The organism is candidate division KSB1 bacterium (assembly GCA_034506395.1).
GTDB lineage: Bacteria > Zhuqueibacterota > Zhuqueibacteria > Thermofontimicrobiales > Thermofontimicrobiaceae > Thermofontimicrobium.
The window spans coordinates 39,205-61,596 of record JAPDPQ010000029.1; the positions used below are offsets into that span (position 1 = coordinate 39,205).

A 22,392-nucleotide genomic window follows, 5' to 3' on the forward strand; every position below is an offset into this window, starting at 1 on the left:
GGCTGCAAGCTGCTACAAAAGCTGATGGATCAATCACGACGAGCAACAATTTCGATACTAACAAAAAAAATTATTGATATTTTGGAAATGAATGATTAATTTCAGTAAAGAAATTTTAACAGCGATACTCTAACGAATGTCATATTGTCAAGCTGCTATCGCAAGTGGCCGCTTCTAATTCTGCAATCCATTTATTAAACCAAGAAGAGGTGAATTTATGAACAAATATGCGATCACGCTGTTGCTCATTATGGTGGCAGGGACCGCGGTGACTGGCCAGGAGTACTGGTTTTGGCAGAATCCTTTGCCACAGGGCAATGCACTGAATGATGTCTGGATCCTCAATGCGAATGTATTTGTGGCTGTGGGGGGGGTTGGCACTGTCATCAGGACTACCAATGGAGGGGCAAGCTGGGATGTTGCGCATAACGTTGCAGGGCTAACAAGGGATCTCAATGCGATTTATTTCATCAACCAGAACGTGGGTTGGACAGCCGGTGTCGAGGGCAAGGTGCTAAAAACTACCAATGGTGGATTATCCTGGAGTTTGATTGCAACGCTCACAGAGGTTGATTTTCGTGGGCTATTTTTTCACAATAGTCAAGATGGCTGGGCGGTTGGAGTCAAGGAGAATAAAGGAGTGTTGCTATCCACATGGGATGGGGGCATCAACTGGAAGATAGAGGATAACACCAATGCAACCATTCTAAATTGGATTACCTTTGTAAATTCTAACATTGGTTGGGCTGTTGGGAGTAGCAGCAATCCATCCAGTGATATCATTTTGCGCACTTTGGATGGCGGTAAGACCTGGACAAGTAGCTCCTCTGGCGTTACATCAGAGATCTATCGCATGTACTTTGTCGATAATCTACATGGCTGGGCTGTCGGCAAAGGATTATCTTCTTCCAGTGCGATTATCATGACCAACGATGGGGGGGAGACATGGACGTTGCAACAGAATCCATTGTCTAACAAATTTCTGTGGGCAGTAGCTTTTCGAGATCAGAACCTCGGATGGATTGTTGGCGAAGGCGGCTCGATGTTGAAAACGGTGAACGGCGGCAGCACCTGGAACGAGGTAACCAATCAAGCACGACGCAATCTCAAAGCCGTTGATTTCGGAGATCAGAATTTTGTGATGGCCGTAGGAAATGCCGGGATCATTCTAAAATCTTTGGATGATGGAACTGTTTGGCAAGAAGTGAGTAGTGGGACAACAACTTGGCATTTTTACGGTGTCGACTTTACCGGTCCAGACATCGGTTGGATCGTTGGCCCGAATAAGACGATCCTAAAAAGTGTGAACGGGGGAGAGACATGGAAGCCGCAGGCATCATCGGCGCCGCAGAACCTGTTGGACGTGTTCATGATCAATGATCAGCTTGGATGGACGGTTGGCGAGTGGGGCGTCATTTTGAAAACAACCACTGGTGGGGAGAATGAGGATTGGGTTGAACAAGTTTCCGGAACCAACTATTTTCTCCATAGTTGCTACTTCTTAAATGATCAAGAGGGCTGGGTTTGTGGAGGGCCAGTATCCGCCGATACATCCATCATTCTTCACACCAATGATGGGGGAGATCATTGGATACGACAGCCTTGCTCGGCAAATGCCTCACTTCGAGCAATTTTCTTCTTAGATAGCAAGCATGGCTGGGTGGTCGGTGAAAACGGCAACGTCGCCCGAACCAATGATGGCGGTACTTCCTGGGTACCAGTGGCTACAGGCCGAACGGAGGACTTTTATTCATTGTATTTCCTCAGCGATAATGTCGGTTGGATAGGCGGTCGTTCGATCCTGTTTACCAATGATGGCGGAAAGACATGGGAGGAACAAATCGGATTTTCCAGCATCGATCAGGTTCGCGCGCTTCGGTTCATTACCCCTTTGATCGGATGGGCAGTCATTCAGGGCAGCGCTGGCGCCCTTTATAAGACCATGGATGGTGGGCTCAGTTGGTTCAAGCTGAATATTGGAACTGAAAATAACCTGTATGATATCGATGTCGTGAATGATCAAATGGCTTGGGTAGTGGGAACCTACAGCACAATCTTGAAAACTTCTAATGTCGTTGTACCAATTCAATTGGCAAATTTCACTGCCAGTTGGATCAATGGGCAGGTCGAATTGGATTGGTCCACTGCTTCTGAAGTGAATAGTTATGGTTTCGAGATCCAGCGCCAATTCAATTCCCATACCAATTGGACCAAAATCGGGTTCCTGAAAGCCCAAGGGACAAGCTCAGAAGTCCACCACTATTCATTTATCGATCAGCCTCAGGTGGGAGGAAAATATCGCTATCGGTTGAAGCAGCTCGACTTGGATGGCAAATTCAGTTTCTCGTCAATCCGTGAGGTAATCGTGCCCGCTAAATTTGCGCTCTACCAGAATAGCCCCAATCCTTTTAACCCAGAGACTGAAATTAGCTATCAGATACCTTATAATCAGCAGGTAACGCTCGAAATTTATAATATGATGGGCCAACGAGTTGTCACCCTGGTTGATTACCGCCAAGAAGAGGGCTATCATAAAGTGATCTGGAATGGCAGAGATGAGTCCGGGCGAATAGTTGGTTCGGGCGTTTATTTTTATCGGCTCAAAACGGAGAATTTTGAGGCAACTCGGAAGTTGGTGTTCTTGAGATAAAAGTGCAAAAGTGCTAATCAACAAATTCATGCGATTGCGACGCATCCGCATATCAAAGAATTGAGATCAAAGAACGACCCAACTGATGATTCAAAAAAATAGATCGAGATTCAGATCATTCATCAGTTGGGTTGTTGTCTATCCTCTGATATAATTTTTCCGATAATCTCATTGCGGTCACCAAGAATTCGGTTCGGTGCTGTTTTTATCGATATCGATGAAATGAATTCGGAGTGAAAACAACGTTATTGAATAATTTGGGATTCTGAATCGTCAATGAGCAACGACAAATTTCATCATTCGTTACCAACCAAACCCAAAAAATGCATCGTCTCGACTCGCTTGCGGTCTCCTGCAAAGATTCAATTTGTGCAATTTTGTAGAGCAATAGATGAAAACGAATGAATCCATAATTGAAGCAAAATATCATTGCAGCTATTGCTCTAAACTACCGACCATTAATTTCTCACATTAAAAAAAACTACTTGACTTTGTAATAATTTTAAATTATATTGATTATAAATTGAAACTAATTGTTAACTCGACCAAGAAACAAAATGGAAAAATATAAGCAGATCCTCTCAGAGAATGGGATCAAACCGACCTACCAGCGCATTAAGATCTTAGAATATCTGGATAAAAATCACACTCATCCTACGGTCGATATGATCTACGCGGCGCTTTATAAGAAGGTCCCGACTTTGTCAAAGACCACGGTATATAATACGTTAGATGTGCTTCGTCAACATGGTTTGGTTGATTTGCTTACTATTACAGAAACGGAAGTGCGATATGAATATATTTTGCAGCCGCACCATCATTTTTATTGTAGACAATGTGGAAAAATCATCGATCTTGATGTGACGTGCATTTATCAAGAGGAAATGTGCGTAGCCGGGCATAAAATTGAGACCATCCATGGCTATTTCAAGGGAATTTGCAGCGATTGCTTGATGAAAAATGAATCAGCGAATGAATTGGCAAGGAGTGAGTCATGAAAGAGCAGCCAGTTATAGATGTGATTAAAGGCGCAATTTTGTTGGAGCGCAAGGGAAAAGCGTTTTATGAGGTGACTGCCAAAAACACGCAAAGCGATGCTGTGCGAGAGATATTTGAGACGATGGCGGCAGAGGAGCAAAAGCACATAGAAATTTTGTCGCGGCATTATGAACATTTGATCCGAGATGGCAAGCTCAGCAGCGAAGATTATGACAGCACCCATGGTTGGGTTAACGCTGAAGTGTTGACGAAAAAGGTGCGCGACCAGATCTCGGCTGCAAGCTACGAAGCAGCCGCGATTACTGCTGCCATGGCAATGGAGGAGAATGCGGTCAATTTCTACTCGCAGCGCGCGCAGACTACAAATCAGCCTCTCGAGAAAGAGCTTTTCGATTGGCTATCCAATTGGGAGAAAACCCATTTGCAATTTTTGAGCGCTCTTGATAATGAACTAAAACAAAGCGTTTGGTATGATAATCGATTTTGGCCGATGGCTTAACAAGGCAAGGCACATCCCTGAAGCCTTAGGTCATTGGACCAAGTCCAATCGCAATAATTCATAACTGGTATTCAACTCGGGCTGCAAAAACAGCCTCACCCTTCAGCGTGACAATAAAATTTATGGAAAGATAAGGTGCTTTTGGGCATAGCTGGTATTATAAGACCATGAGGAAGGACCAACCCTGGATCGATCCTCTGGTAGGTGAATGTTTGCCAAATGGTGATCATCGATCCCATAAGTCAAGTGGACAATAATGCCAATTGTTGGCATTCTTTCGTTCTTGAGGTGAATAATAACAGTTAATCTATCACGTGATGAATTAGAGGAGAGACCAAAAATGAGGAAGATGACTGAAAAATCATTAGCAGAAGCATTTGCAGGAGAGTCCATGGCTCACATGAAATACCTGGCGTTTAGCGAGATTGCGGAAACGGAAGGGTATCCCAATATTGCTAAATTGTTCAAAGCAATTTCTTACGCGGAACAGGTTCATGCGATCAACCATGCCAAGAATCTGGGTTATCTAGGCAAGACCGAGGAGAATCTTCAAACAGGGATCAATGGTGAAAATTTTGAGGTCGAAGAGATGTATCCTGCTTATGATGCAGTGGCCAAGTTGCAGGATGAGAAAGGGGCCCAGCGATCGATTTACTATGCCATAGAAGCCGAGAAAATCCATTCTGCTTATTATCAAGAGGCCAAGGAAAAGGTAAGACAAGGCAAGGATTTTGAGTTTCACACGATTTATATTTGCCCTGTCTGCGGCTATACCCAGATCGATGGTAGCTTGCCCGATAAGTGTCCAGTTTGTGGCGTCGCCGCCAGCAAGTTTAAAAAGTTCTAATCAACTCGCATCAGAATAGAGATTTCCGTCCGTCCCAGGAAAAATCTTTTTGATCATAATACCCCTGGTTATTTGCGCCTCCCTCCCGGCGCTTGCTAGGGTGAACAGTTAATGGACGGACGGAATTTTTTTTCGTGGCAACTGCGAAAAGCAAATGAGTGAAAGCCGCTATGTTCGCCTCCTCCAATGCTGATATCCTGAGCTTTCAAACATAATTATCAATTAGCATCCTCGCTATTTTTCAGGCAAAAATTGCTGAATTGATCAACTGTTTTTTATCAATTATCTCTATCTTTCATTGACGGAAGGCTATCACCAAGATCCGAGCTGAATTGATGACACTTCTCTTGTCAGCATTTATAGATAAAACCGTTGAATCGAATTCATTGTTCAATCATCTAAGAAGATAGATTAAAAAACGATCAATTCATAAGGAGGAACGCATGATGAAAAAAAACATAGTTATTGTTCTCATTGCTACAATTATTATTGTCATGAAAATGAGCTTAGTTTCTGCTCAAGATCAGGAGAAAGGGAAGCCAATGAAGTCGATCTATGATTTTGTCGTGAAGGATATTGATGGCAATGAAGTAAAGTTGGAGCAATTCAAAGGCAAGGTCATGTTGATTGTGAATGTTGCCAGCAAGTGTGGTTTTACTCCGCAATACGAAGGGCTTCAGAAGCTTTATATGCAATATAAAGACAAAGGCCTGGTGGTATTGGGATTTCCAGCAAATAATTTTTTAAATCAAGAGCCTGGATCGAACGAAGAGATCAAACAATTTTGCAGTTTGAACTATAACGTCACCTTTCCGATGTTCTCAAAAATCTCCGTAAAAGGGAAGGACATTGCTCCTCTCTATCAATTCCTCACATCGAAAGAGACCAATCCTGAATTCGCAGGTGATATAAGCTGGAATTTTAATAAGTTTTTGGTCGATCGATCGGGGAAAATTGTTGCGAGGTTTGGCTCTCGTTCCAGACCGGAAAGTGATGAACTCGTCCAGGCGATTGAAAGCGCCCTAGGCCAGTAGCTCTGAGTGGATCAAAAGAATCCGTTTATTTGAAATTTTCAAATCTAAAACAAAAAATGAGCATCAAATGTGGTTGAAATTCTCATTGTTCAGCTATCACAATTAAAGAAAAATGGAAGGAGCATAGATATGATTCACATGATGGAAGTGGTCGGAATTTCCAAAGAAAGTTATTCACATGCAGTGAAAAGTGCTATAACGAAATTGCAAGAAAATGGACAGAAACTTTATTGGTTTGAGATCGTTGAACAGCGTGGTGCTGTGAAAAACAGTGAGGTTGAGTTCCAAGCAAAATTGAAGGTCGCAGTTGAAGGAAATTAATTCGACTGTTTTGCATTGACAACAAGCGATTAATGACTCTAAGGCTTATTTTACAAGTAAGGGGACTGTTTCAAAATTTGAAAATCCACTATTTGTTCCGAAACCTTTTCTTGTACTTGTATGGAGGGAAAAATGACTGATAAAGAACAAATGGTACTAACCGCCTTGCAGAATGCGGGGAAACCGCTGCGGCCAGGTGATGTGGCGGAAATGACTGGGATTGACAAAGAAGAGGTCTCTAAAATCATTAACAAGCTGAAGAAAGATGGAAAGGTAACTTCTCCAAAGCGCTGTTTTTGGGCTCCTGCTTAGCAAGGAATTGATAGCAATGGAGTGTGATAATTCTGCTCCATTGCTTCTTTTCTTGGTATCGGAAAAATGAATTACAAATAAGCAATTCATGTCAAAACATTTTATAAGTCAGAGCTTCTTTACCAATTCTCTTTATTATTGGCTTTGGTGAGAAAAAAACAAGCCCAGATGCATGTCAAAGTCTATCCCATGACGGGTGATAAAGTTGTTTCAATTGAAAATTTCCCTTGATTATTTTGATATTTTTTTTATCTTATAGCCTAAAGCTTTAGTATCTTCACCTCCCTTAGGTTTACCCTAAACATATTTTACAAGTAACCTTCATAAATTGAAGTCCTAGCAGGTGCAAAAACAGAAGAGTTGGAATTTTTCGGGAAAAAGATCATCGACTATTTGTTATGCGATGAAGACGACGAACGTTTAACTTCAAAGTTGAGATCCGATGAAAAGCGAAAACAATGAAGCCACGATTCTCGGGATTGATATCGGAGGGACAGGGATTAAAGCGGCCATTGTTGCCGCTGATGAGGGCAAATTGCTTGACAAGCCGCTCAAAATGATGACCCCTCAGCCAGCGACATTTGGATCAATGTTTGAAATTATTCGAGAATTGGTCCAGCGCTTGAACTGGCGAGGCAGCATCGGCTGTGGCTATCCCGGAGTCGTTAAAAGTGGTCGAGTTTACACAGCGGCGAATCTTGATCCTAGCTGGATCGGTGTCGACCTGGCCAGCTCCTTGAGGCAACTAACTTCGGGGACTGTGAGAGTGATTAACGATGCGGATGCTGCTGGGATCGCAGAGATGATGTTTGGTGCCGGTAAGCCAAGAAATAAGAAAAACGGAGGTGTGGTGCTCCTGTTTACTTTGGGCACGGGGATTGGGAGCGCATTGTTTGTTGATGGTCATCTGGTTCCCAATACTGAATTCGGACACATTGTTATGGATGGCACGGATGCAGAAAAATTGGCTGCTACCGTGGTTCGCGAACGAGAAAATTTAAGCTGGGAAGTTTGGGCGAAACGCGTGAACCGCTATTTGCAATATATGGAGATGCTTTTTTCCCCAGATTGTATTATCATTGGTGGGGGGGTCAGCGAAAACCCTGAATTGTTTTTCCCTTATCTGGATCTTAAGACCGAGGTCCTGCCAGCAAAAATGGCAAACGATGCCGGTATTATTGGCGCGGCGCTTTCCATTTTGATTTAAAGACCCTTAATATCATTCGCAATCAAAAATTTCGCCAAAATATAGCTGCGATTTCTCTGCTATTTATCCGAATAAACGTTAGCGTTGAGTTCTATAAATCAGAACTTTTTGATAGACCTTGCAATCTGACGATTCAATAGGTCTGTTTTCGCTCTTTCAGTTGGTAAGCCAAGATAAGCCTATCTGGCAGTAAACGGGCGACAGGGGGGTGAATTCAAAAAGCTTTTGACCGAAGGTTTTGGGAAAAGCTTCCCGAAATACGCATCGATTCGATTCCAAACCTATTCTAAATCCATCCCTTTGGTGGTATGGACAGAGCAAGCAGATTAACCGTCTCTTCGAAAATATTTTCTCCAGCAAAAAGGATTCTTTGAATAGAATTCCAATAATAAATTTCATGCTTCATCGCGATGTTTTAGATATTTGGGCGGGTTTAGATTTTCGGATTCGCTGGATCTGAAAGCGCGTCGGTCATGTAAATTTCAAGATTTATCCGAATCGACTGTGCGCTGACGATGCGCTTGGATACCGGCTGAAATGACCAATCAAAATAGATTTCGTTTCTCTAAATTTCTATAATATGGTTCGAGCTCAGCAATTTAATGAGCCGTGGGGCAATTGCTGGACGAACCAAAATCCCAAAAATAACAGTTATCAGCTTCTAACCCAACGAGTGTTCCTGATAAAACGCTCGGTCGCTCTAGAAAACTGTGTGGACTGGAGCGTATCCGATATCTATTTTACAGAATTCGATTTGGCCGACCTATACTTCAGCATATATGATTTATTTTCGCACAAAAAATCAATAAGTCTGAAATTGAGCTCTTTTGTAAATCGTAAAACATGTTTTGGAATTTAACTGGCAGGTCTTTATGGTTGGACACGATTACGTTTTGAAATTAGGCAACTATGAACTCGAATGTCAATCTGCTATTGAACAATTAAGAGAGCAACGGATTATTGAACGCATCTGGGAGTTAGATTATACGGTCTGGAAGTCTCAATCTGACGAGATCGTCAATCGTTTGGGATGGTTACAAGCGCCATCTTACACAAAGAGTCACATTCCAAGTATTGAGTCTTTTATAGCTGAACTGCGAAATGAAGGGATGACTCATGGATTATTGTTGGGAATGGGTGGATCGAGTTTGGCTCCCGAGGTATTTCGGTCCGTGTTTGGAGTGAAACCGGGATATTTAGACCTGGCCGTGCTGGATAGTACGGTTCCAGATGTGGTGCTGACATATGCTCGCCGGCTCGATCCAAAGCGAACGTTAGTGATCGCCTCAACTAAGTCTGGGGGAACGGTAGAGACTATTTCGTTTACCAAATATTTTTATGCTTGGCTTCAGGATGCGCTGGGTGATGAGAAGGCAGGGCAGCATTTTATTGCAATAACTGACCCGGGAAGTGGTTTAGAAACCCTTGCTAGAGAATGGCAGTTCCGAAAGATATTTCTCAATGATCCCAATATCGGCGGGAGGTTCTCCGCATTATCGCTATTTGGGATGGTGCCCGCTGCCTTGATCGGCGTTGACATTGAAGGATTTTTAAAGCGCGCTGATCGCATGGCGCAGCGTTGTCAGCAACATGCCGAGAGCAATCCTGGGGCAATTTTGGGTGCTGTGATCGGGAAATTAGCACAACTTGGTCGAGATAAGCTTACCTTTCTATTATCACCAGAGCTAATTCCATTAGGCGGCTGGATCGAACAATTGATCGCCGAAAGCACTGGAAAGGAAGGGAGAGGGATTGTTCCGATCATTGGCGAAGCTGAACTTGATCCAACAGACTATGCTCCAGATCGGCTGTTTGTTTTAATCCAATTGGCTGGGGAGAATGGCCACACTCACCGAGTGAACGCTCTTGTCGAGGCTGGGCATCCAGTCATAGAAATTACGTTGGACCGCTGTGAAGATCTTGCAGGTGAACTGTTTCGCTGGGAAATGGCGACCGCTATAGCTTGCTATTTTTTGGAGGTGAATCCTTTCGATCAGCCCAACGTGGAGTCCTCCAAGGTGGCCGCGCGACAGATGATTGCCAGTTATAGACAGAGCGGCAGGTTGCCAGAAATGGAGCCCACGGCTATTGTCGATGGCATCAAAATTTGGAGCGATGCCTCTGCTAAAAACATCAGCGATGCCATCAAACGGCTAATGGATCACGCGCAACGCGGGGAGAATGGTCTTAGTAGGAGCTATGTGGCAATTCAATCGTTTATGGCACCTTCCTCGGAAATGGACGCTTCCTTGCACAAGCTCAGAACGGCGATCCAACAAAGTTATCGACTCGCGACCACAGTTGGGTATGGCCCACGGTTTTTGCATTCAACTGGACAGCTTCACAAGGGAGATGCAGGAAACGGGCTATTTATTCAAATAACCGCTCCTTTTGCTGAGGACACATTGATCCCTGAGCCCTCAGAACCTGCTTCGTCCCATATTAGCTTCGGAACATTAGCATTGGCCCAGGCGCTTGGCGATTTCCACGCCTTGCGCGCAGCGAACCGAAACATTGTTCGGTTCCATTTGAGTAACGATGTGATCGGAGGAATAAAAAAAATTATCGAATCAATTCGAAAGCTAAATAAAAAAGCCCTATGATTTGGATAGCTATTCGTCATGGTCGATCCTTATAGCTAATTCCAGATTAGATTTTTGCTGGAGAAACGATCCTATTAAGCCAGATACCAAATGAGTGCCACAGAACAGGATCTGGTCGAATTGTCACAAGATCATATGAGGTCATTGGCTTAAACGATTTATTCCATAAGATGGGTATTGCCCAAATTGGTAACAGAAAGCTTTTCAAAAAAGTAAGATCGATTTGTGGATAGATGAGATATAGGAAAAATAGGATGAGATGATCAATCGAGATAAATATAAAAAACAAGCGGCGCAAAAAGCGGTGCAATTAATTGAAAGTGGAATGATTATCGGGTTGGGATCGGGGAGCACCGCATGGTTTGTCCTGGCAGAAATTGGACGATTGCTGCGAGAGGGAACGCTCGAGGGGATCGTTGGTGTTCCCAGCTCGAAAATGACTGAACAAAGTGCTCGCGAATTTGGCATTCCATTGGGTTCTTTGAATGAATTTCCGGAGCTTGACCTGACCATAGATGGAGCGGATGAGGTGGATCCCCAGCTAAATCTCATTAAAGGAGGCGGTGGAGCGCTCTTGCGCGAAAAAATTTTAGCGGAGCATTGTCGTCGATTGATTATCGCGGTTGATGAAAGCAAGCTATCCCCAATTCTGGGCATGAAACATCCGGTACCAGTTGAGGTGATCCCGTTTGGCTATCAGCCGGTCTTGAATTTTCTCTCAACGCTTGCTGCCGAAGCGAAGCTTCGACTCGATCAAACCCATCAGCCAGTTTTAACGGATCAAGGAAATTACATCATCGATTGCAAATTTGCAGGACTCTCTGAGCCAGAAAAATTGGCGGCGAAACTGAGCAGTAAAGCCGGTATCGTCGAGCATGGCCTGTTCATCAACTTGGCAAGTGATGTGATCGTGGCCGGAAAACATGGAATTCAGCATCTGGTAGCGATGCACAAAAATAGAAACGATCAATCCTGAAAATCGGTTGTTTTGTTATATCCAGCGTAGTGCTCTTTTTTTGGAGCAGGCGTCTTTTAAAATAACCAAATCATTATTACCAATTCAAATTGTAACAGGGAGTTGAATAGCAGATATGGAAAAAGTGGAAAACTTTGTCATGGTGATCTTTGGGGCATCAGGCGAGCTGACCAAACGGAAGCTCATCCCATCATTGTTTGAGCTGTACCGTAAAAATAAGTTGCCTGTCAATTTTGCCATCCTTGGTGTGGGGAGATCGGATTATGATGACGAATCGTTTCGGGAGAAGGTGAATATCAACGTGAAACTGTTTGCGAAGAGCAAACCAGTGAACCCAAAATTGTTGCGTGATTTCTTGGGCAAAGTGTTCTATGAAGAGCTCGACCCCACCAATTCAGAGGCATACGAGCAATTGAAGACGCGACTTGGTGAATTGGATCAATTGGTGGAAGCAAACGGAAATATGATTTATTATCTGGCAATCCCATCTTCCATCTATGCAACAGTGGTTACGAATTTGGGGGTTCACGGACTCCACCAGTCGAGCGATCATAGGGGATGGAAGCGAATTGTGTTGGAAAAGCCATTATGCAGCGACCTGGCAGGCGCATGTTCGTTGAACGCGCAATTGCATGAGTATTTTCAGGAGCAGCAAATTTTCCGAATGGATCATCTCTTTGCCAAAGAGGGGTTGCAAAACATCATCGCATTTCGCTTGGCCAATTCGATGTTCGAGCCACTGTGGAACCGCAACTACATCCAGCGGGTAGAAATCACAGCGGCCGAAAGCGTCGGTGTTGAGGATCGACCAGAATATTACGATGCCAACGGCGCTTTGCGCGATATGGTCCAAACGCATCTATTGCCATTGATGTCTTTATTTGCAATGGATCCGCCGTCGCGATTCGAAGCCGAGACCATTCGGAATGAGAAGATCAAAGTGTTTCATTCGCTGGTACCGATCCTCCAAGAAAATGTGAGCAAGCAGGTGGTTCGCGGTCAATATCTGGAGTCCATCATTCGAGGCGAGAAGATCGCTGCCTATCGCAAGGAGAAAAAAGTCGATAAGGACTCAAGAACTGAAACCTACGTCGCCATGAAATTTTTCATCGATAATTGGCGTTGGGGAGGCGTTCCATTTTATATCCGCACCGGTAAGCGCTTACCGACCAAGATCACTGAAGTAGCCTTCTATTTTAAAAAATCGCCCCATTCTCTATTCACCCGTGAATTTCCCACACGATATAATGACAACCAATTGGTGTTTCGGATTCAACCCGATGAAGGGATCTGGTTTAAATTTGGGATGAAAATGCCCAGTGGTGGCTTTAACATTAAATCGGTGAACGTCGATTTTCATTATAAAGACCTTGGTGAGATAGAATTCCCTGAACCGTATGAACAAATGTTATTGGATTGCATTCAGGGGGATTTAATGATGTTCACCCGCTCCGATGTCATGGAGGCGTGTTGGGCGTTTCTAAATCCGATTTTAACAGCTTGGCATGAAAACCCTGAGATTAAGCTCTATGGCTATGTGGCTGGGAGTTGGGGACCGAAGGAGGCAGCCAATTTGCTCGAACCAGGTGAAGAATGGCGTTATCTCAGTAAAGAACTCGTCAATGGGGTGGAATCTGTTGAGCTATAGCTTTCTTGCTTAAACAACTCTGGACTTCTGCAAAATGTAGGAATCCATCAGTCAGACGCGTTGTTTGGCAGGCGAAAATCTGATGAAGCCGGTGATTCTGTGAGACGTGAGGGATGAAGATTCCTCACTCCGCTCCTATTAATATGATCGCAAATTTTCTATTTGCAGAAGCCACTGAGCAATCGAAAATTGGTCCTCTTTTAGCCGTCTCCGATTGACCGATGATTTTGCTTCCCAGAATTGGAGATAATAGCCTGCTGTTTGTTGATTTTGAGGAAAAATATGATAGCGCTTGCTGTCTGGTGATCATTGAAGATATTACCTCAGTGCCAAGGTCAGTTGTCCCATTTTTTGGGACGCAAAAAAGCGAGTAAAGCACAATCGATATGATTATCCTGCCTCATTCAGCATGAGGAGTTCGATCGAATAATTTATTTATGGCAGTGATTAAGCATGACATTTCCGTTGAAACGAAAAGAAAAATTTGACAAGCATAGCCTTCGTGGTTTAATTTACATGACAGTATCCACCTTTGGCATCCTTTATGAACTGGTCTATTCGAAACAAGTCAGGATCCTATTGATCGTCGGTTACAGCGTGGTCTTTGTCTTCGGCATCTTATATATTTTGTATATCAAACCCTACGAGCAGCATGACAAATCCCATGGCAGATAGATTCCAGCATTGCTTCGCGCAGGTTCATCCAAAAGCGAAGAGACAAATTTCAATTTAGCATCGCACACGCAATTGCTCTCATGCAAAAACGGCAGCAGGAAGTGAATGACACACTATGGCCCCTGGGCCAAATTCATTGCAAAGATCTAAATGATTTTTTGATTCGGAGAATCATTAGCGGATAGGAGTTCGAGTTGCCCCTATAATTTTTCGATAAAGACTTAGATGCAGCGATGTTATCAAATGCGTAGTTCTATTGAAAGTCTTTTCTTAGAAAATAGGTCAAGCAAGTTCGTCACTAAGCAAAAATCTCTGACATCCTTCTAATTAACGGGCATGGGGCAAGTCTCATACAGCTTTCCTCAGCAGCTACTTGGGAAAATGAAAGCTTTCGACTCGGTAAATATCGTCTCGTTTTTCATATTGGAAGAAGTTTTAATGTTGCTTGAACCATTCATCATAATAGAGAGATTTTAAATAATGATTATTCTTCTTCACTGCGGCAGGCTTTGGTTCACGATTCGAGGTTGCATCTCAAGAATCATTGCAATTCCATGAATTGGGGATCAAATGATTATCAGAAGCATCAAGCTGAAAAATTACCGACGATTTCGAGAACTCGAGCTTGAGTTGCCCGAGAACCTTATTGGGATCGTGGGCAATAATGGAGCCGGAAAGACCACCATTGTAGAAGCGATTGGCTGGTGTCTCTATGGCAATCGCATCCGTCGCACCGACAAACAAGACGTTCGTTCGCAATGCTGTGGTGCTGGCGAAACTTGCTCGGTGGAATTGATTTTTACCTGCGGTGATCATGAATATCGGATTGTTCGACAGCTCAAGGGCAGAGCTGCCAATGTGGAAGCGGCACTATATCTTAATGCAGATCGAGAGCCCATTGCTGTGCAGGAACGGGGAGTGAACGATTATGTTGAACAGCTATTAAATCTCGATTACCGATCGTTTTTTATATCTGTATTTGCGCGGCAGAAGGATTTAGCTGCAATTTCTACCCTGCAACCAGAAGATCGTCGCAAAAGCATTGCTCGGTTAATTAATATCGAAACGATCGATCGGGCAAGAAATGACATCAGGACGGATCGGTCCACAAAGGAAGCGCGACTGGCTGGAATTACCTCCAGCTTAAAAGATGAGTCAGAGTTGAAAGAGCAGGAGAAACAGCTCAAATTGAAATTGGACGCAGTCGTTCAATCTCGGGAGGAGTTGAATCAGAAGCTTCTGCACCTTCAAGAGCAAATGGACGGGTTGAAGCAGGAATTTGAAGCGCAGAACCAGATTCGGGATCAATATCAATCGATACAGGCTCGCATTGAAAAATGGAAATCTCGGCAAGCTGATTTCGAATCGCGTTTACGTCGAACCCAGCAGAATATAGAAGCGATTCAAAAGGCAAAACAGGAACTGGAATTTCTAAGGCCGCAGCTTGCCGATTATAATAAAATTCAGCGCGAAAAAGAACGTCTCGATAAGGAGAGCGTCAAATACTTTCAGCTCAAGGCCAAGGAGGAAGAACTGCAGCGGTTGGCCCAGCGCATTACTAAAGAGCAAGTTGCATTGACTCGACTCGATGAAGAATTAAAAGCGTTGGCGGGAATTGATCAGAAGGTGATTGACCAGAATAATGAGATTGCCAGACTCGAGACAGAACGAGAGAATTTGCGCAAGCAGCTATCCTCTGTGGAGGGACAAAAACTAAAAGTCAGGGAAAAAGGGGTTGAAATAAAGGAAAAACGAACGAAGATCGAAAGCCTTGGCCCAGAGAGCCCGTGTCCAGTGTGCACCCGACCCTTACATGACCACTATGATCAGGTCCTCGCTCAATTCGACGCAGATTTGAATCGGTTACGTCAAGAGTTTCTGGCGTTGAGCGAGGATGAAAAAAAGTTAAATCAAGCGGTTGCTGAAATCAGTGAGAAGCTCAAACAGACAAATCAATTTCGAGACGGCCTGTTGCAGGCGCAGGAACAATTTCGAGAACGAGATAAACAGCGCAACCAAACCAAAGAACGGCTGGAAGATTTATTGCGAAGCCAAAAGCAACTGAAGGGAGAGGTCGCGGAAATTGGGAAGGTTGAATATAATGAAGCTGATCATCAGGAGTTAAAAAAGAAATTAAAGCTTTTGACCGAACTGCGCGATCAGGCATTGAAGTTTGAGGAACAATTGAAGCGGCTCCCTGACGAGCAGCAGGAATTACAACAAATCACCGCTACGTTGAAGGATTTAGCAGCCGAAATCGCTCAGGAACACGAGCGGTTGTTTGCGCTAAATTTTGATGAAGCCAAATACCTTTCCCTGAAGCAACAAGTCGAAAAACAACAGCGACTAATAGACCAGGTACGCGAACAAATCCATGAAACCGAGCAGGAAATTGTTCGAATTCAAAAGGACAATGATTATGTAAAAAATGAATTAAATACTATCCGCAGGCTTCAGCAAGAGATCGATCAATTGAAGCAAGAAATTGTGGATTTAAAATTGTTGGATCATCATTTGGGGGTGTTTCGTCAGGAACTCAGCGGACGCATTCGGCCGCTCATTGCCAATCGAGCCTCTGAGCTATTGCATCTCACGACTCAAGGCCGCTATTCGGTTTTAGAGTTGGATGACGACTACAATATCTATTTATATGATCAAGCCAACCGCTTTCCACTTGCGCGCTTCTCAGGAGGTGAACAGGATTTAGCTAATCTCTGCCTTAGAATTGCCATTAGCCAGGTTGTAGCAGAACGTTCTGGCCGATCGCAGATCAATTTCATCGTCCTTGACGAGATTTTCGGATCCCAGGACGAGCAACGAAAGGATCTGATCCTCAATGCACTGCAACACCTCTCGTCTCAATTCCGACAAATCTTTATCATTTCCCATGTGGAGGGGATAAAAGATGCTCTGCCAGTCATCATTTCCGTCGAAGAAAAATCGCTCGACGAAAGCGTGGCAAAGCTACTATAATAAATTCATAAAATGGATAATTGCTGGAAGCGCAATCTAAAAATTAGGGAGTGGTTGTGACTGAATAAAGCCGTGGGGTTGCAGATCTATGGGACAAAAGAATGATAATATCAAGCCCTCTGATAAGCCAGAAGAATTGGATGAAGCACTTCCAGAGTCTATCGAGGTGACAGATGTGTTGGATCTCCATGGCTTTTTTCCAGAGCAAGTGCCAGAAATCGTTATCGATTTCATTCAGAATGCATTGGAGTTGCAACTTTATCGTCTTCGGATCATCCACGGGAAAGGGAAAAGCCGCTTAAAGTGGGAGGTCTATCAAATCTTGAAACAACACCCGCAAGTTGCATGGTTCGGGGATGCACCACCCGAGATCGGCGGTTGGGGGGCGACGATTGTTGAACTAAAACCACCATCTGCTAAATAAACGGTGCAACTCGATTCAACTGTACCGATCCAATTCATTCCATTTCACCTTTAGGTCACTCAGCGGTAGCAAACCGTTTCATCCTCATTCTTCTATCAGAAATATTTTCAAACCACTGTTCGATTAATATTATTTATTTGTTTGAGCACTCTACCGGAATAGAGTTTGCTTTCCAAATCGACATTCATTTTTCGGGATTCAATTGCTGTTCGAAACGAAAAGCGAAGAGGTAGGTGCGATGTGCATGATATTGGATCATGAACTGCTAACAGTGAAGCAAGCACAGCGGTTATTAAATGTCGATCGATGCACTATAAATGAGCTGATCTCATCAGGAAAATTGAGGACAATTCGAACTGGATCTCAATTAAAAGTTGAAGGCAAAAGCGTAAATGAATTGCTCTCTGCAACTGATCGTTTCGATCGGTCATTCCAGCATGGGGAGGGTCCCATTTTGCTTCAGAAGGTATCCCCGCAGGAGCTGGCAATGATTTCCGATTGGACCTGATGCTTCCGATATTAAAAAATTGATGATCCCATTGTCTATGAAGATATTGCGTTCGTCCTGAAAAGTTAAAAAGACCACATAAGGGACACAGAGATTTTTTAAGCGCTCAGAAAGAACAATCCAATTACAAAATTGGAGATTCGATTTCTGGCATTACAAAAAATAGACCTGAAGCTTCCCTCAGCGATGAATCTCATCAATATCATTAGTCTGATTGTTTTAAAGCTGCTTTTTGAGTCCTAAACAAAATTCGACAAATCCAAAGTTCAGTCCAACCGCTTCGGCTAAACTAAGATAGCCACTTCCGCATGCGCATCTGAATGTTTTGTTTGCTATGGAGTTGGTTGGGCTTTGCCAAGCAATGTTTGAACCCAATGAATTTGGACCTTCCAAGCCCGATTCTCAGAAATTATCATTACGATTTTTTCAATCTGGATTTTGGAGCTGGAATCAAATAGATTTGCAATTGTTAGGATTCAGCCTTGAAGGATCGCATACATGGTTAAGGGATAATCGAAAAAGTCCCTTTGTTGAAAGTGGCGCAAAGAGAGCGATGGGATATTAATCCTATCCAGCACCCGTTTTTGGCGCTAAACTGACCGAAAGAATGGGTAAAGATTGTCATTGTGACCATCCGCCGATTGGCCGTCATCGTCAACTTCAATTTAAGCTCGAAATTTGCTAAAACCGTTGAAACGGTCATCGAAAGCGATACGAGTTTTTCATCCACGCCCGAGTTATTCGACCGTTTATGACCAATAAATCAAAGCTGCAGAGCGCTTTAGCGGTCTCTGAAGAGAAAATATCCGATATGGCCGCAAATAGCCAGTCGGCGGATCGGTCAGAATGACATTTTTCTTTTCATTTGACCCGTGTATCTGAGTGGACGGAATTATGTTTTGGAAAAAGCGTCCAATAAAGAGCGCTTTTAACTCGGAATAATTTCCTTCTCTTCCAAATATTGGATCACGACGTTGGCGCATTCTTCCACAGTCATTTTGCTCGTGTCCAGATGAAGCTCTGGATGTTCTGGAGGTTCATAGGGTGCCGAAATTCCTGTGAATTCTGGAATCTGGCCAGCGCGAGCTTTTTTATACAAACCTTTGGGATCCCGTTCCTCTAAAACGCTGAGCGGTGCATCGACAAAGACCTCAATGAAGCGTCCTGGTTCGTGCAATTTCCGCGCCTTATCGCGATCAGCTCGATAGGGGGAAATAAAAGCTGTCATGGTGATAATACCCGCATCAGCGAACAATTTGCCAACTTCGCCAATCCTTCGAATATTTTCTTCCCGATCTTCTGGAGAAAATCCCAGATTTTTGTTCAAACCGTGGCGAATATTATCACCGTCCAAAACATAGGTCAAAATACCTCGGTCATATAATTTTTCTTCCACCGTGTGGGCGATCGTTGATTTGCCAGAGGCGGAAAGGCCCGTAAACCAGATCACTACGCCCTTTTGTTTTAACAATTTCTCGCGATCTTCCCTGGTTACCATGCTGTGATGCCAGGTGATATTTGTTGCTTTTTGTTCCGTCATTAACTATTCCCTTCGATTTTCAGACCATGTTTTCTATTCGATTTATTCAGCTATTCATTATAGTCAACTAATGTCCATTGATACTTCTATAATATTCCATTAAAATATTGATCACTTCGGGCCGACTGAATTCTTTAGCCGGGCGTTGGCCGCTGGCCAACATTTCCCGCAATTTTGTCCCGCTAATTAGCAAACGATCTCCTGGCGTGTGCGGACAGGTCTTCATCGAGGCCATGCCTTCACACTTATAGCACCAAAAGGTCCAATCAATATTGAGCGGCTTGATAGCTAATTTGCCATCATCAATCTCCTGGAAAATTTTTTGTGCATCGAACGGCCCATAATACTTGCCCACGCCCGCATGATCGCGTCCGATAATCAGATGGCTACAGCCGAAATTTTGGCGGAAAATAGCATGAAGCACGGCTTCGCGAGGACCAGCGTAGCGCATTTCCATTGGATAAACCTTGCAAATCACGCGTTCTCGCGGGTAGTAATTTTCAAGGAGAACCTCATAACACTTCATCCGAACGTCGGCTGGGATGTCGTCGTCTTTCAATTTGCCCACGAGAGGATGAATTAAGATGCCATCACTTACTTCAAGGGCGATTTTTGTGACATATTCATGAGAGCGATGAATGGGGTTTCGGGTTTGAAAGGCGGCAACTTTTTCCCAACCTAATTGCGCAAAAATTGCGCGCGTCTCAGCCGGGCGCGCATAATAACTACCGAAGCGCTCGGGATATCCGCCTTCGCTCAGCACTTTCACTGGGCCAGCCAAATACACTTCAGGCTGAGCATAAATTTTTGCTACACCCGGATGCGCAGCATCCGTTGTGCGGAACACCTGGCTGGCTTCGAATTCCTTGTCATAACCGTATTTCTCTTCAACCCTCATGATTCCCATTAGCTCGCTCGATTCATCATCAACCAGAGCAATCTCTTCATTGACCTTAATAGCGTCAGCCTGTGCTTTAGTGACCGCAAGTGTAATTGGAATGGGCCATAAAATACCATTTGCCAATTGCATCGATTTGACGACACTCACATAATCGTCATGTCTGATAAAGCCGTCCAGGGGACTGAACGCCCCAATCCCAAGCATGATCAAGTCCGAAGTTTCTCGTGAGCTCATGCGAACCTGCTGAAGCGATCTTGCTCGGTGAGATTCTTCAGCTTTTTGTTCTGAGCTCACCAGTAGGGGTTTTAATTTACCGCCATGGGGCGGCACTAAGTTGTTCATTTCATAACTCCTTTGTTGTTTATTCGTGATGTCAAGCCAATTAGGTCAGAAATCAAAAATACCAGAAATAAATCATGAGAATAGCAATCACGCCGATTAGAATATTCATCGGGATGCCGATTTTCAAAAAGTCGCTAAATTTGTATCCCCCAGGGCCATAAACCATTAAATTCGTCTGATAACCGATCGGGGTAGCGAAACTGGCTGATGCGCCAATGGCTACGGCAAGGGCAAAGGGCCGCGGGTCCAGCCCTGCTTGATCGGCTGCTGCGAACCCGATAGGGAAAACCAGCGCCGCTGCCGCATTATTGGTAATGATCTCAGTGTAAAAACTGGTCATGAAATAAACCCCAGCTAAGATGCCCAAAGGACCCAACGAGCCGATTAAAAGGATCAGTTTTTCTGCCAAAAACTTAGCAACCCCTGAATTCTCGAGCGCATGGGAGATGCCAAAGGCCGAAGCGATAATCAAAAGCACATTCAATTGCACGCTTTTTTGGGCATCGACTAATGAAATGCATTTAAACAAGATGAGAGCAACGGCTATTATAGCTGTGGTGATGACGATCGGGATAATTTCTAACGCCATCATTAAGATCATAACTACAAACAGTGAGGCTGAAAAATAAGCGTAACGCTTCGGTTTCGAGGGGATATTCTCTGCTTCAGAGACCAGATTGAACTCATTTGAATTGTACCATTTTTTAAGAAAATCATGACGTGCCAGGATCAGAAGTGTATCCCCGGGACGCAAGATGATATCACCGATTTTTTTACGAATCCGCTCCCCATTCCGGTGAATCGCGATGATCACCGCCTGATATCGGCTTCGGAAATTGCTCTCCCGAACATTGACGCCCTTCAGAGGGGAACTGGGAGAAATAACAACTTCAAAAGCTTTTAATTCATCGGAATCATAATTCTTAAGATCGAACTTTGTATCTTTGAGCAAAGATAGTCCTGGTGTCCTTTGCAGTTCGATGATGGTGGCTGGCAACCCGATGAAGAATAACCGATCGCCTAACTGAATCACTTCATCTGGTCCAACTGGGGCTAAGATCTGACCCTGCCGTTCGATTTGGAACAAGAATAGTCCTCTTAAGTGGCGGAGTCCAGCCTCCTCAATTGAACGGCCGATATGTTGAAAATTCGGTTCGACTTTTAGCTCAACTACATACTCGCGTGTGTTTTCCCCGAACTCTACGATAGGTTCCTTTCGATCTGGGAGAAGGCGGTGTCCTAATAATGCTATATATAGCAATCCGAATATTGCTGCTGGGAGACTGATTTTCGTTAATTCAAAAAATGACATACCCTCCATGTTGTTATCGATCATCAGGCCATGAACGACGAGGTTGGTGCTTGTTCCGATCAAGGTACACATGCCACCCAAAATGGTTGCATAGGAAAGCGGGATTAAAAATTTTGAAATGGCATAGTCGTTTTTCTTTGCCCAGGAATGGATGGTGGGAATGAGCATCGCCACAATCGGAGTATTGTTGAAAAATGCTGAGATGGAAGCGACAGGGAATAGAAAACGCAACAGTTTACTGGTTATACCCTGCTGGTTTTTTCCAAGCAGGAAATTCCCTATTCTGTTGAGAGTGCCAGTTTGTTTGAGCGCCTCGGCGACAATAAACAAAAATCCTACTGTCAGCATCCCGCTGTTCGAAAACCCAGTAAATGCTTCTTTCGGAGTAATAATCTTGCCGAGAACTAATAATAGCAAGGCTGAAAAAATAACCAATTCAGCTTCAATCAGCTCCTTGACTAATAATATGGTCATCCCCATAAGAATGGCGATGGTATACCAGAATGAAAAATCAATCATAATTGAATGATCCAGCCACTTCCACCCATTGGGTCACCAAACCATTGTGAAAGATTTGCACACCTAACACATGGTTAGTTACCGATTTGCACACTTATTGAA

The 22,392-nt window shown here is 43.9% G+C and carries 18 protein-coding genes; 15 read left to right on the plus strand and 3 right to left on the minus strand.

Annotation, left to right across the window (positions count from 1 at the left end; all coding sequences use genetic code 11):
- Positions 1 to 217 precede the first annotated feature (217 nt).
- The 15 genes from ONB37_15840 (at position 218) to ONB37_15910 (ending at position 17,676) form a co-directional block, all read left to right on the plus strand.
- Complete coding sequence (locus ONB37_15840) at positions 218 to 2,650, plus strand: YCF48-related protein (protein ID MDZ7401628.1); 2,433 nt, start codon at positions 218 to 220, stop codon at positions 2,648 to 2,650.
- 557 nt (positions 2,651 to 3,207) lie between these two features.
- Positions 3,208 to 3,648 carry a transcriptional repressor gene (locus ONB37_15845; GenBank protein MDZ7401629.1) on the plus strand — a complete coding sequence of 147 codons (441 nt, stop codon included), beginning with the start codon at positions 3,208 to 3,210 and terminating at the stop codon, positions 3,646 to 3,648.
- Positions 3,645 to 4,148: a ferritin family protein gene (locus tag ONB37_15850; GenBank protein ID MDZ7401630.1), complete on the plus strand. Its 504-nt coding sequence runs from the start codon at positions 3,645 to 3,647 to the stop codon at positions 4,146 to 4,148. Before ONB37_15845 ends, ONB37_15850 begins: the two co-directional genes overlap by 4 nt.
- 340 nt (positions 4,149 to 4,488) lie before the next feature.
- Positions 4,489 to 4,995: a rubrerythrin family protein gene (locus ONB37_15855; GenBank protein ID MDZ7401631.1), complete on the plus strand. Its 507-nt coding sequence runs from the start codon at positions 4,489 to 4,491 to the stop codon at positions 4,993 to 4,995.
- A gap of 542 nt (positions 4,996 to 5,537) precedes the next feature.
- Positions 5,538 to 6,029, plus strand: a complete 492-nt coding sequence (locus ONB37_15860; protein MDZ7401632.1) for a glutathione peroxidase — start codon at positions 5,538 to 5,540, stop codon at positions 6,027 to 6,029.
- 129 nt (positions 6,030 to 6,158) lie between these two features.
- Positions 6,159 to 6,350 carry a dodecin family protein gene (locus ONB37_15865; protein ID MDZ7401633.1) on the plus strand — a complete coding sequence of 64 codons (192 nt, stop codon included), beginning with the start codon at positions 6,159 to 6,161 and terminating at the stop codon, positions 6,348 to 6,350.
- A gap of 132 nt (positions 6,351 to 6,482) precedes the next feature.
- Entirely contained in the window at positions 6,483 to 6,662 is a 180-nt protein-coding gene (locus tag ONB37_15870; GenBank protein MDZ7401634.1) for a MarR family transcriptional regulator, read from the plus strand.
- Positions 6,663 to 7,104: 442 nt separating this feature from the next.
- Positions 7,105 to 7,869 carry an ROK family protein gene (locus tag ONB37_15875; protein ID MDZ7401635.1) on the plus strand — a complete coding sequence of 255 codons (765 nt, stop codon included), beginning with the start codon at positions 7,105 to 7,107 and terminating at the stop codon, positions 7,867 to 7,869.
- Between the two features lie 872 nt (positions 7,870 to 8,741).
- A complete protein-coding gene (locus tag ONB37_15880; protein ID MDZ7401636.1) occupies positions 8,742 to 10,472 on the plus strand; it encodes a glucose-6-phosphate isomerase in 1,731 nt (576 codons plus the stop codon).
- Between the two features lie 259 nt (positions 10,473 to 10,731).
- Positions 10,732 to 11,448 carry a ribose-5-phosphate isomerase RpiA gene (gene rpiA, locus ONB37_15885; GenBank protein MDZ7401637.1) on the plus strand — a complete coding sequence of 239 codons (717 nt, stop codon included), beginning with the start codon at positions 10,732 to 10,734 and terminating at the stop codon, positions 11,446 to 11,448.
- A 115-nt stretch (positions 11,449 to 11,563) separates the two neighbouring features.
- Positions 11,564 to 13,096, plus strand: a complete 1,533-nt coding sequence (zwf, locus tag ONB37_15890) for a glucose-6-phosphate dehydrogenase (protein ID MDZ7401638.1) — start codon at positions 11,564 to 11,566, stop codon at positions 13,094 to 13,096.
- A gap of 453 nt (positions 13,097 to 13,549) precedes the next feature.
- Positions 13,550 to 13,771, plus strand: coding sequence for a hypothetical protein (locus ONB37_15895; GenBank protein ID MDZ7401639.1), 222 nt, complete (start codon positions 13,550 to 13,552; stop codon positions 13,769 to 13,771).
- 570 nt (positions 13,772 to 14,341) lie between these two features.
- Positions 14,342 to 16,744 (plus strand): SMC family ATPase, encoded by a 2,403-nt coding sequence (locus ONB37_15900; protein ID MDZ7401640.1) that lies wholly within the window; start codon positions 14,342 to 14,344, stop codon positions 16,742 to 16,744.
- An 88-nt stretch (positions 16,745 to 16,832) separates the two neighbouring features.
- Positions 16,833 to 17,168 carry a Smr/MutS family protein gene (locus ONB37_15905; protein MDZ7401641.1) on the plus strand — a complete coding sequence of 112 codons (336 nt, stop codon included), beginning with the start codon at positions 16,833 to 16,835 and terminating at the stop codon, positions 17,166 to 17,168.
- Between the two features lie 244 nt (positions 17,169 to 17,412).
- Positions 17,413 to 17,676 (plus strand): helix-turn-helix domain-containing protein, encoded by a 264-nt coding sequence (locus ONB37_15910; protein ID MDZ7401642.1) that lies wholly within the window; start codon positions 17,413 to 17,415, stop codon positions 17,674 to 17,676.
- A gap of 928 nt (positions 17,677 to 18,604) precedes the next feature.
- Here the strand turns inward: ONB37_15910 and cysC are convergent.
- The 3 genes from cysC to ONB37_15925 form a co-directional block, all read right to left on the minus strand.
- Positions 18,605 to 19,216 carry an adenylyl-sulfate kinase gene (cysC, locus tag ONB37_15915; GenBank protein ID MDZ7401643.1) on the minus strand — a complete coding sequence of 204 codons (612 nt, stop codon included), beginning with the start codon at positions 19,214 to 19,216 and terminating at the stop codon, positions 18,605 to 18,607.
- Positions 19,217 to 19,283: 67 nt separating this feature from the next.
- Entirely contained in the window at positions 19,284 to 20,459 is a 1,176-nt protein-coding gene (gene sat / locus ONB37_15920) for a sulfate adenylyltransferase (protein ID MDZ7401644.1), read from the minus strand.
- Positions 20,460 to 20,511: 52 nt separating this feature from the next.
- Positions 20,512 to 22,290, minus strand: a complete 1,779-nt coding sequence (locus tag ONB37_15925; GenBank protein MDZ7401645.1) for an SLC13 family permease — start codon at positions 22,288 to 22,290, stop codon at positions 20,512 to 20,514.
- Positions 22,291 to 22,392 lie beyond the last annotated feature (102 nt).

What these genes read in the sequence shown, in the direction of transcription:
- ONB37_15840 (MDZ7401628.1), top strand. Translation starts at nt 218, where the DNA reads ATGAACAAATATGCGATCACGCTGTTGCTCATTATGGTGGCAGGGACC.
- ONB37_15845 (MDZ7401629.1), top strand. Translation starts at nt 3,208, where the DNA reads ATGGAAAAATATAAGCAGATCCTCTCAGAGAATGGGATCAAACCGACC.
- ONB37_15850 (MDZ7401630.1), top strand. Translation starts at nt 3,645, where the DNA reads ATGAAAGAGCAGCCAGTTATAGATGTGATTAAAGGCGCAATTTTGTTG.
- ONB37_15855 (MDZ7401631.1), top strand. Translation starts at nt 4,489, where the DNA reads ATGAGGAAGATGACTGAAAAATCATTAGCAGAAGCATTTGCAGGAGAG.
- ONB37_15860 (MDZ7401632.1), top strand. Translation starts at nt 5,538, where the DNA reads ATGAAGTCGATCTATGATTTTGTCGTGAAGGATATTGATGGCAATGAA.
- ONB37_15865 (MDZ7401633.1), top strand. Translation starts at nt 6,159, where the DNA reads ATGATTCACATGATGGAAGTGGTCGGAATTTCCAAAGAAAGTTATTCA.
- ONB37_15870 (MDZ7401634.1), top strand. Translation starts at nt 6,483, where the DNA reads ATGACTGATAAAGAACAAATGGTACTAACCGCCTTGCAGAATGCGGGG.
- ONB37_15875 (MDZ7401635.1), top strand. Translation starts at nt 7,105, where the DNA reads ATGAAAAGCGAAAACAATGAAGCCACGATTCTCGGGATTGATATCGGA.
- ONB37_15880 (MDZ7401636.1), top strand. Translation starts at nt 8,742, where the DNA reads ATGGTTGGACACGATTACGTTTTGAAATTAGGCAACTATGAACTCGAA.
- rpiA (MDZ7401637.1), top strand. Translation starts at nt 10,732, where the DNA reads ATGATCAATCGAGATAAATATAAAAAACAAGCGGCGCAAAAAGCGGTG.
- zwf (MDZ7401638.1), top strand. Translation starts at nt 11,564, where the DNA reads ATGGAAAAAGTGGAAAACTTTGTCATGGTGATCTTTGGGGCATCAGGC.
- ONB37_15895 (MDZ7401639.1), top strand. Translation starts at nt 13,550, where the DNA reads ATGACATTTCCGTTGAAACGAAAAGAAAAATTTGACAAGCATAGCCTT.
- ONB37_15900 (MDZ7401640.1), top strand. Translation starts at nt 14,342, where the DNA reads ATGATTATCAGAAGCATCAAGCTGAAAAATTACCGACGATTTCGAGAA.
- ONB37_15905 (MDZ7401641.1), top strand. Translation starts at nt 16,833, where the DNA reads ATGGGACAAAAGAATGATAATATCAAGCCCTCTGATAAGCCAGAAGAA.
- ONB37_15910 (MDZ7401642.1), top strand. Translation starts at nt 17,413, where the DNA reads ATGATATTGGATCATGAACTGCTAACAGTGAAGCAAGCACAGCGGTTA.
- cysC (MDZ7401643.1), bottom strand. Translation starts at nt 19,216, where the DNA reads ATGACGGAACAAAAAGCAACAAATATCACCTGGCATCACAGCATGGTA.
- sat (MDZ7401644.1), bottom strand. Translation starts at nt 20,459, where the DNA reads ATGAACAACTTAGTGCCGCCCCATGGCGGTAAATTAAAACCCCTACTG.
- ONB37_15925 (MDZ7401645.1), bottom strand. Translation starts at nt 22,290, where the DNA reads ATGATTGATTTTTCATTCTGGTATACCATCGCCATTCTTATGGGGATG.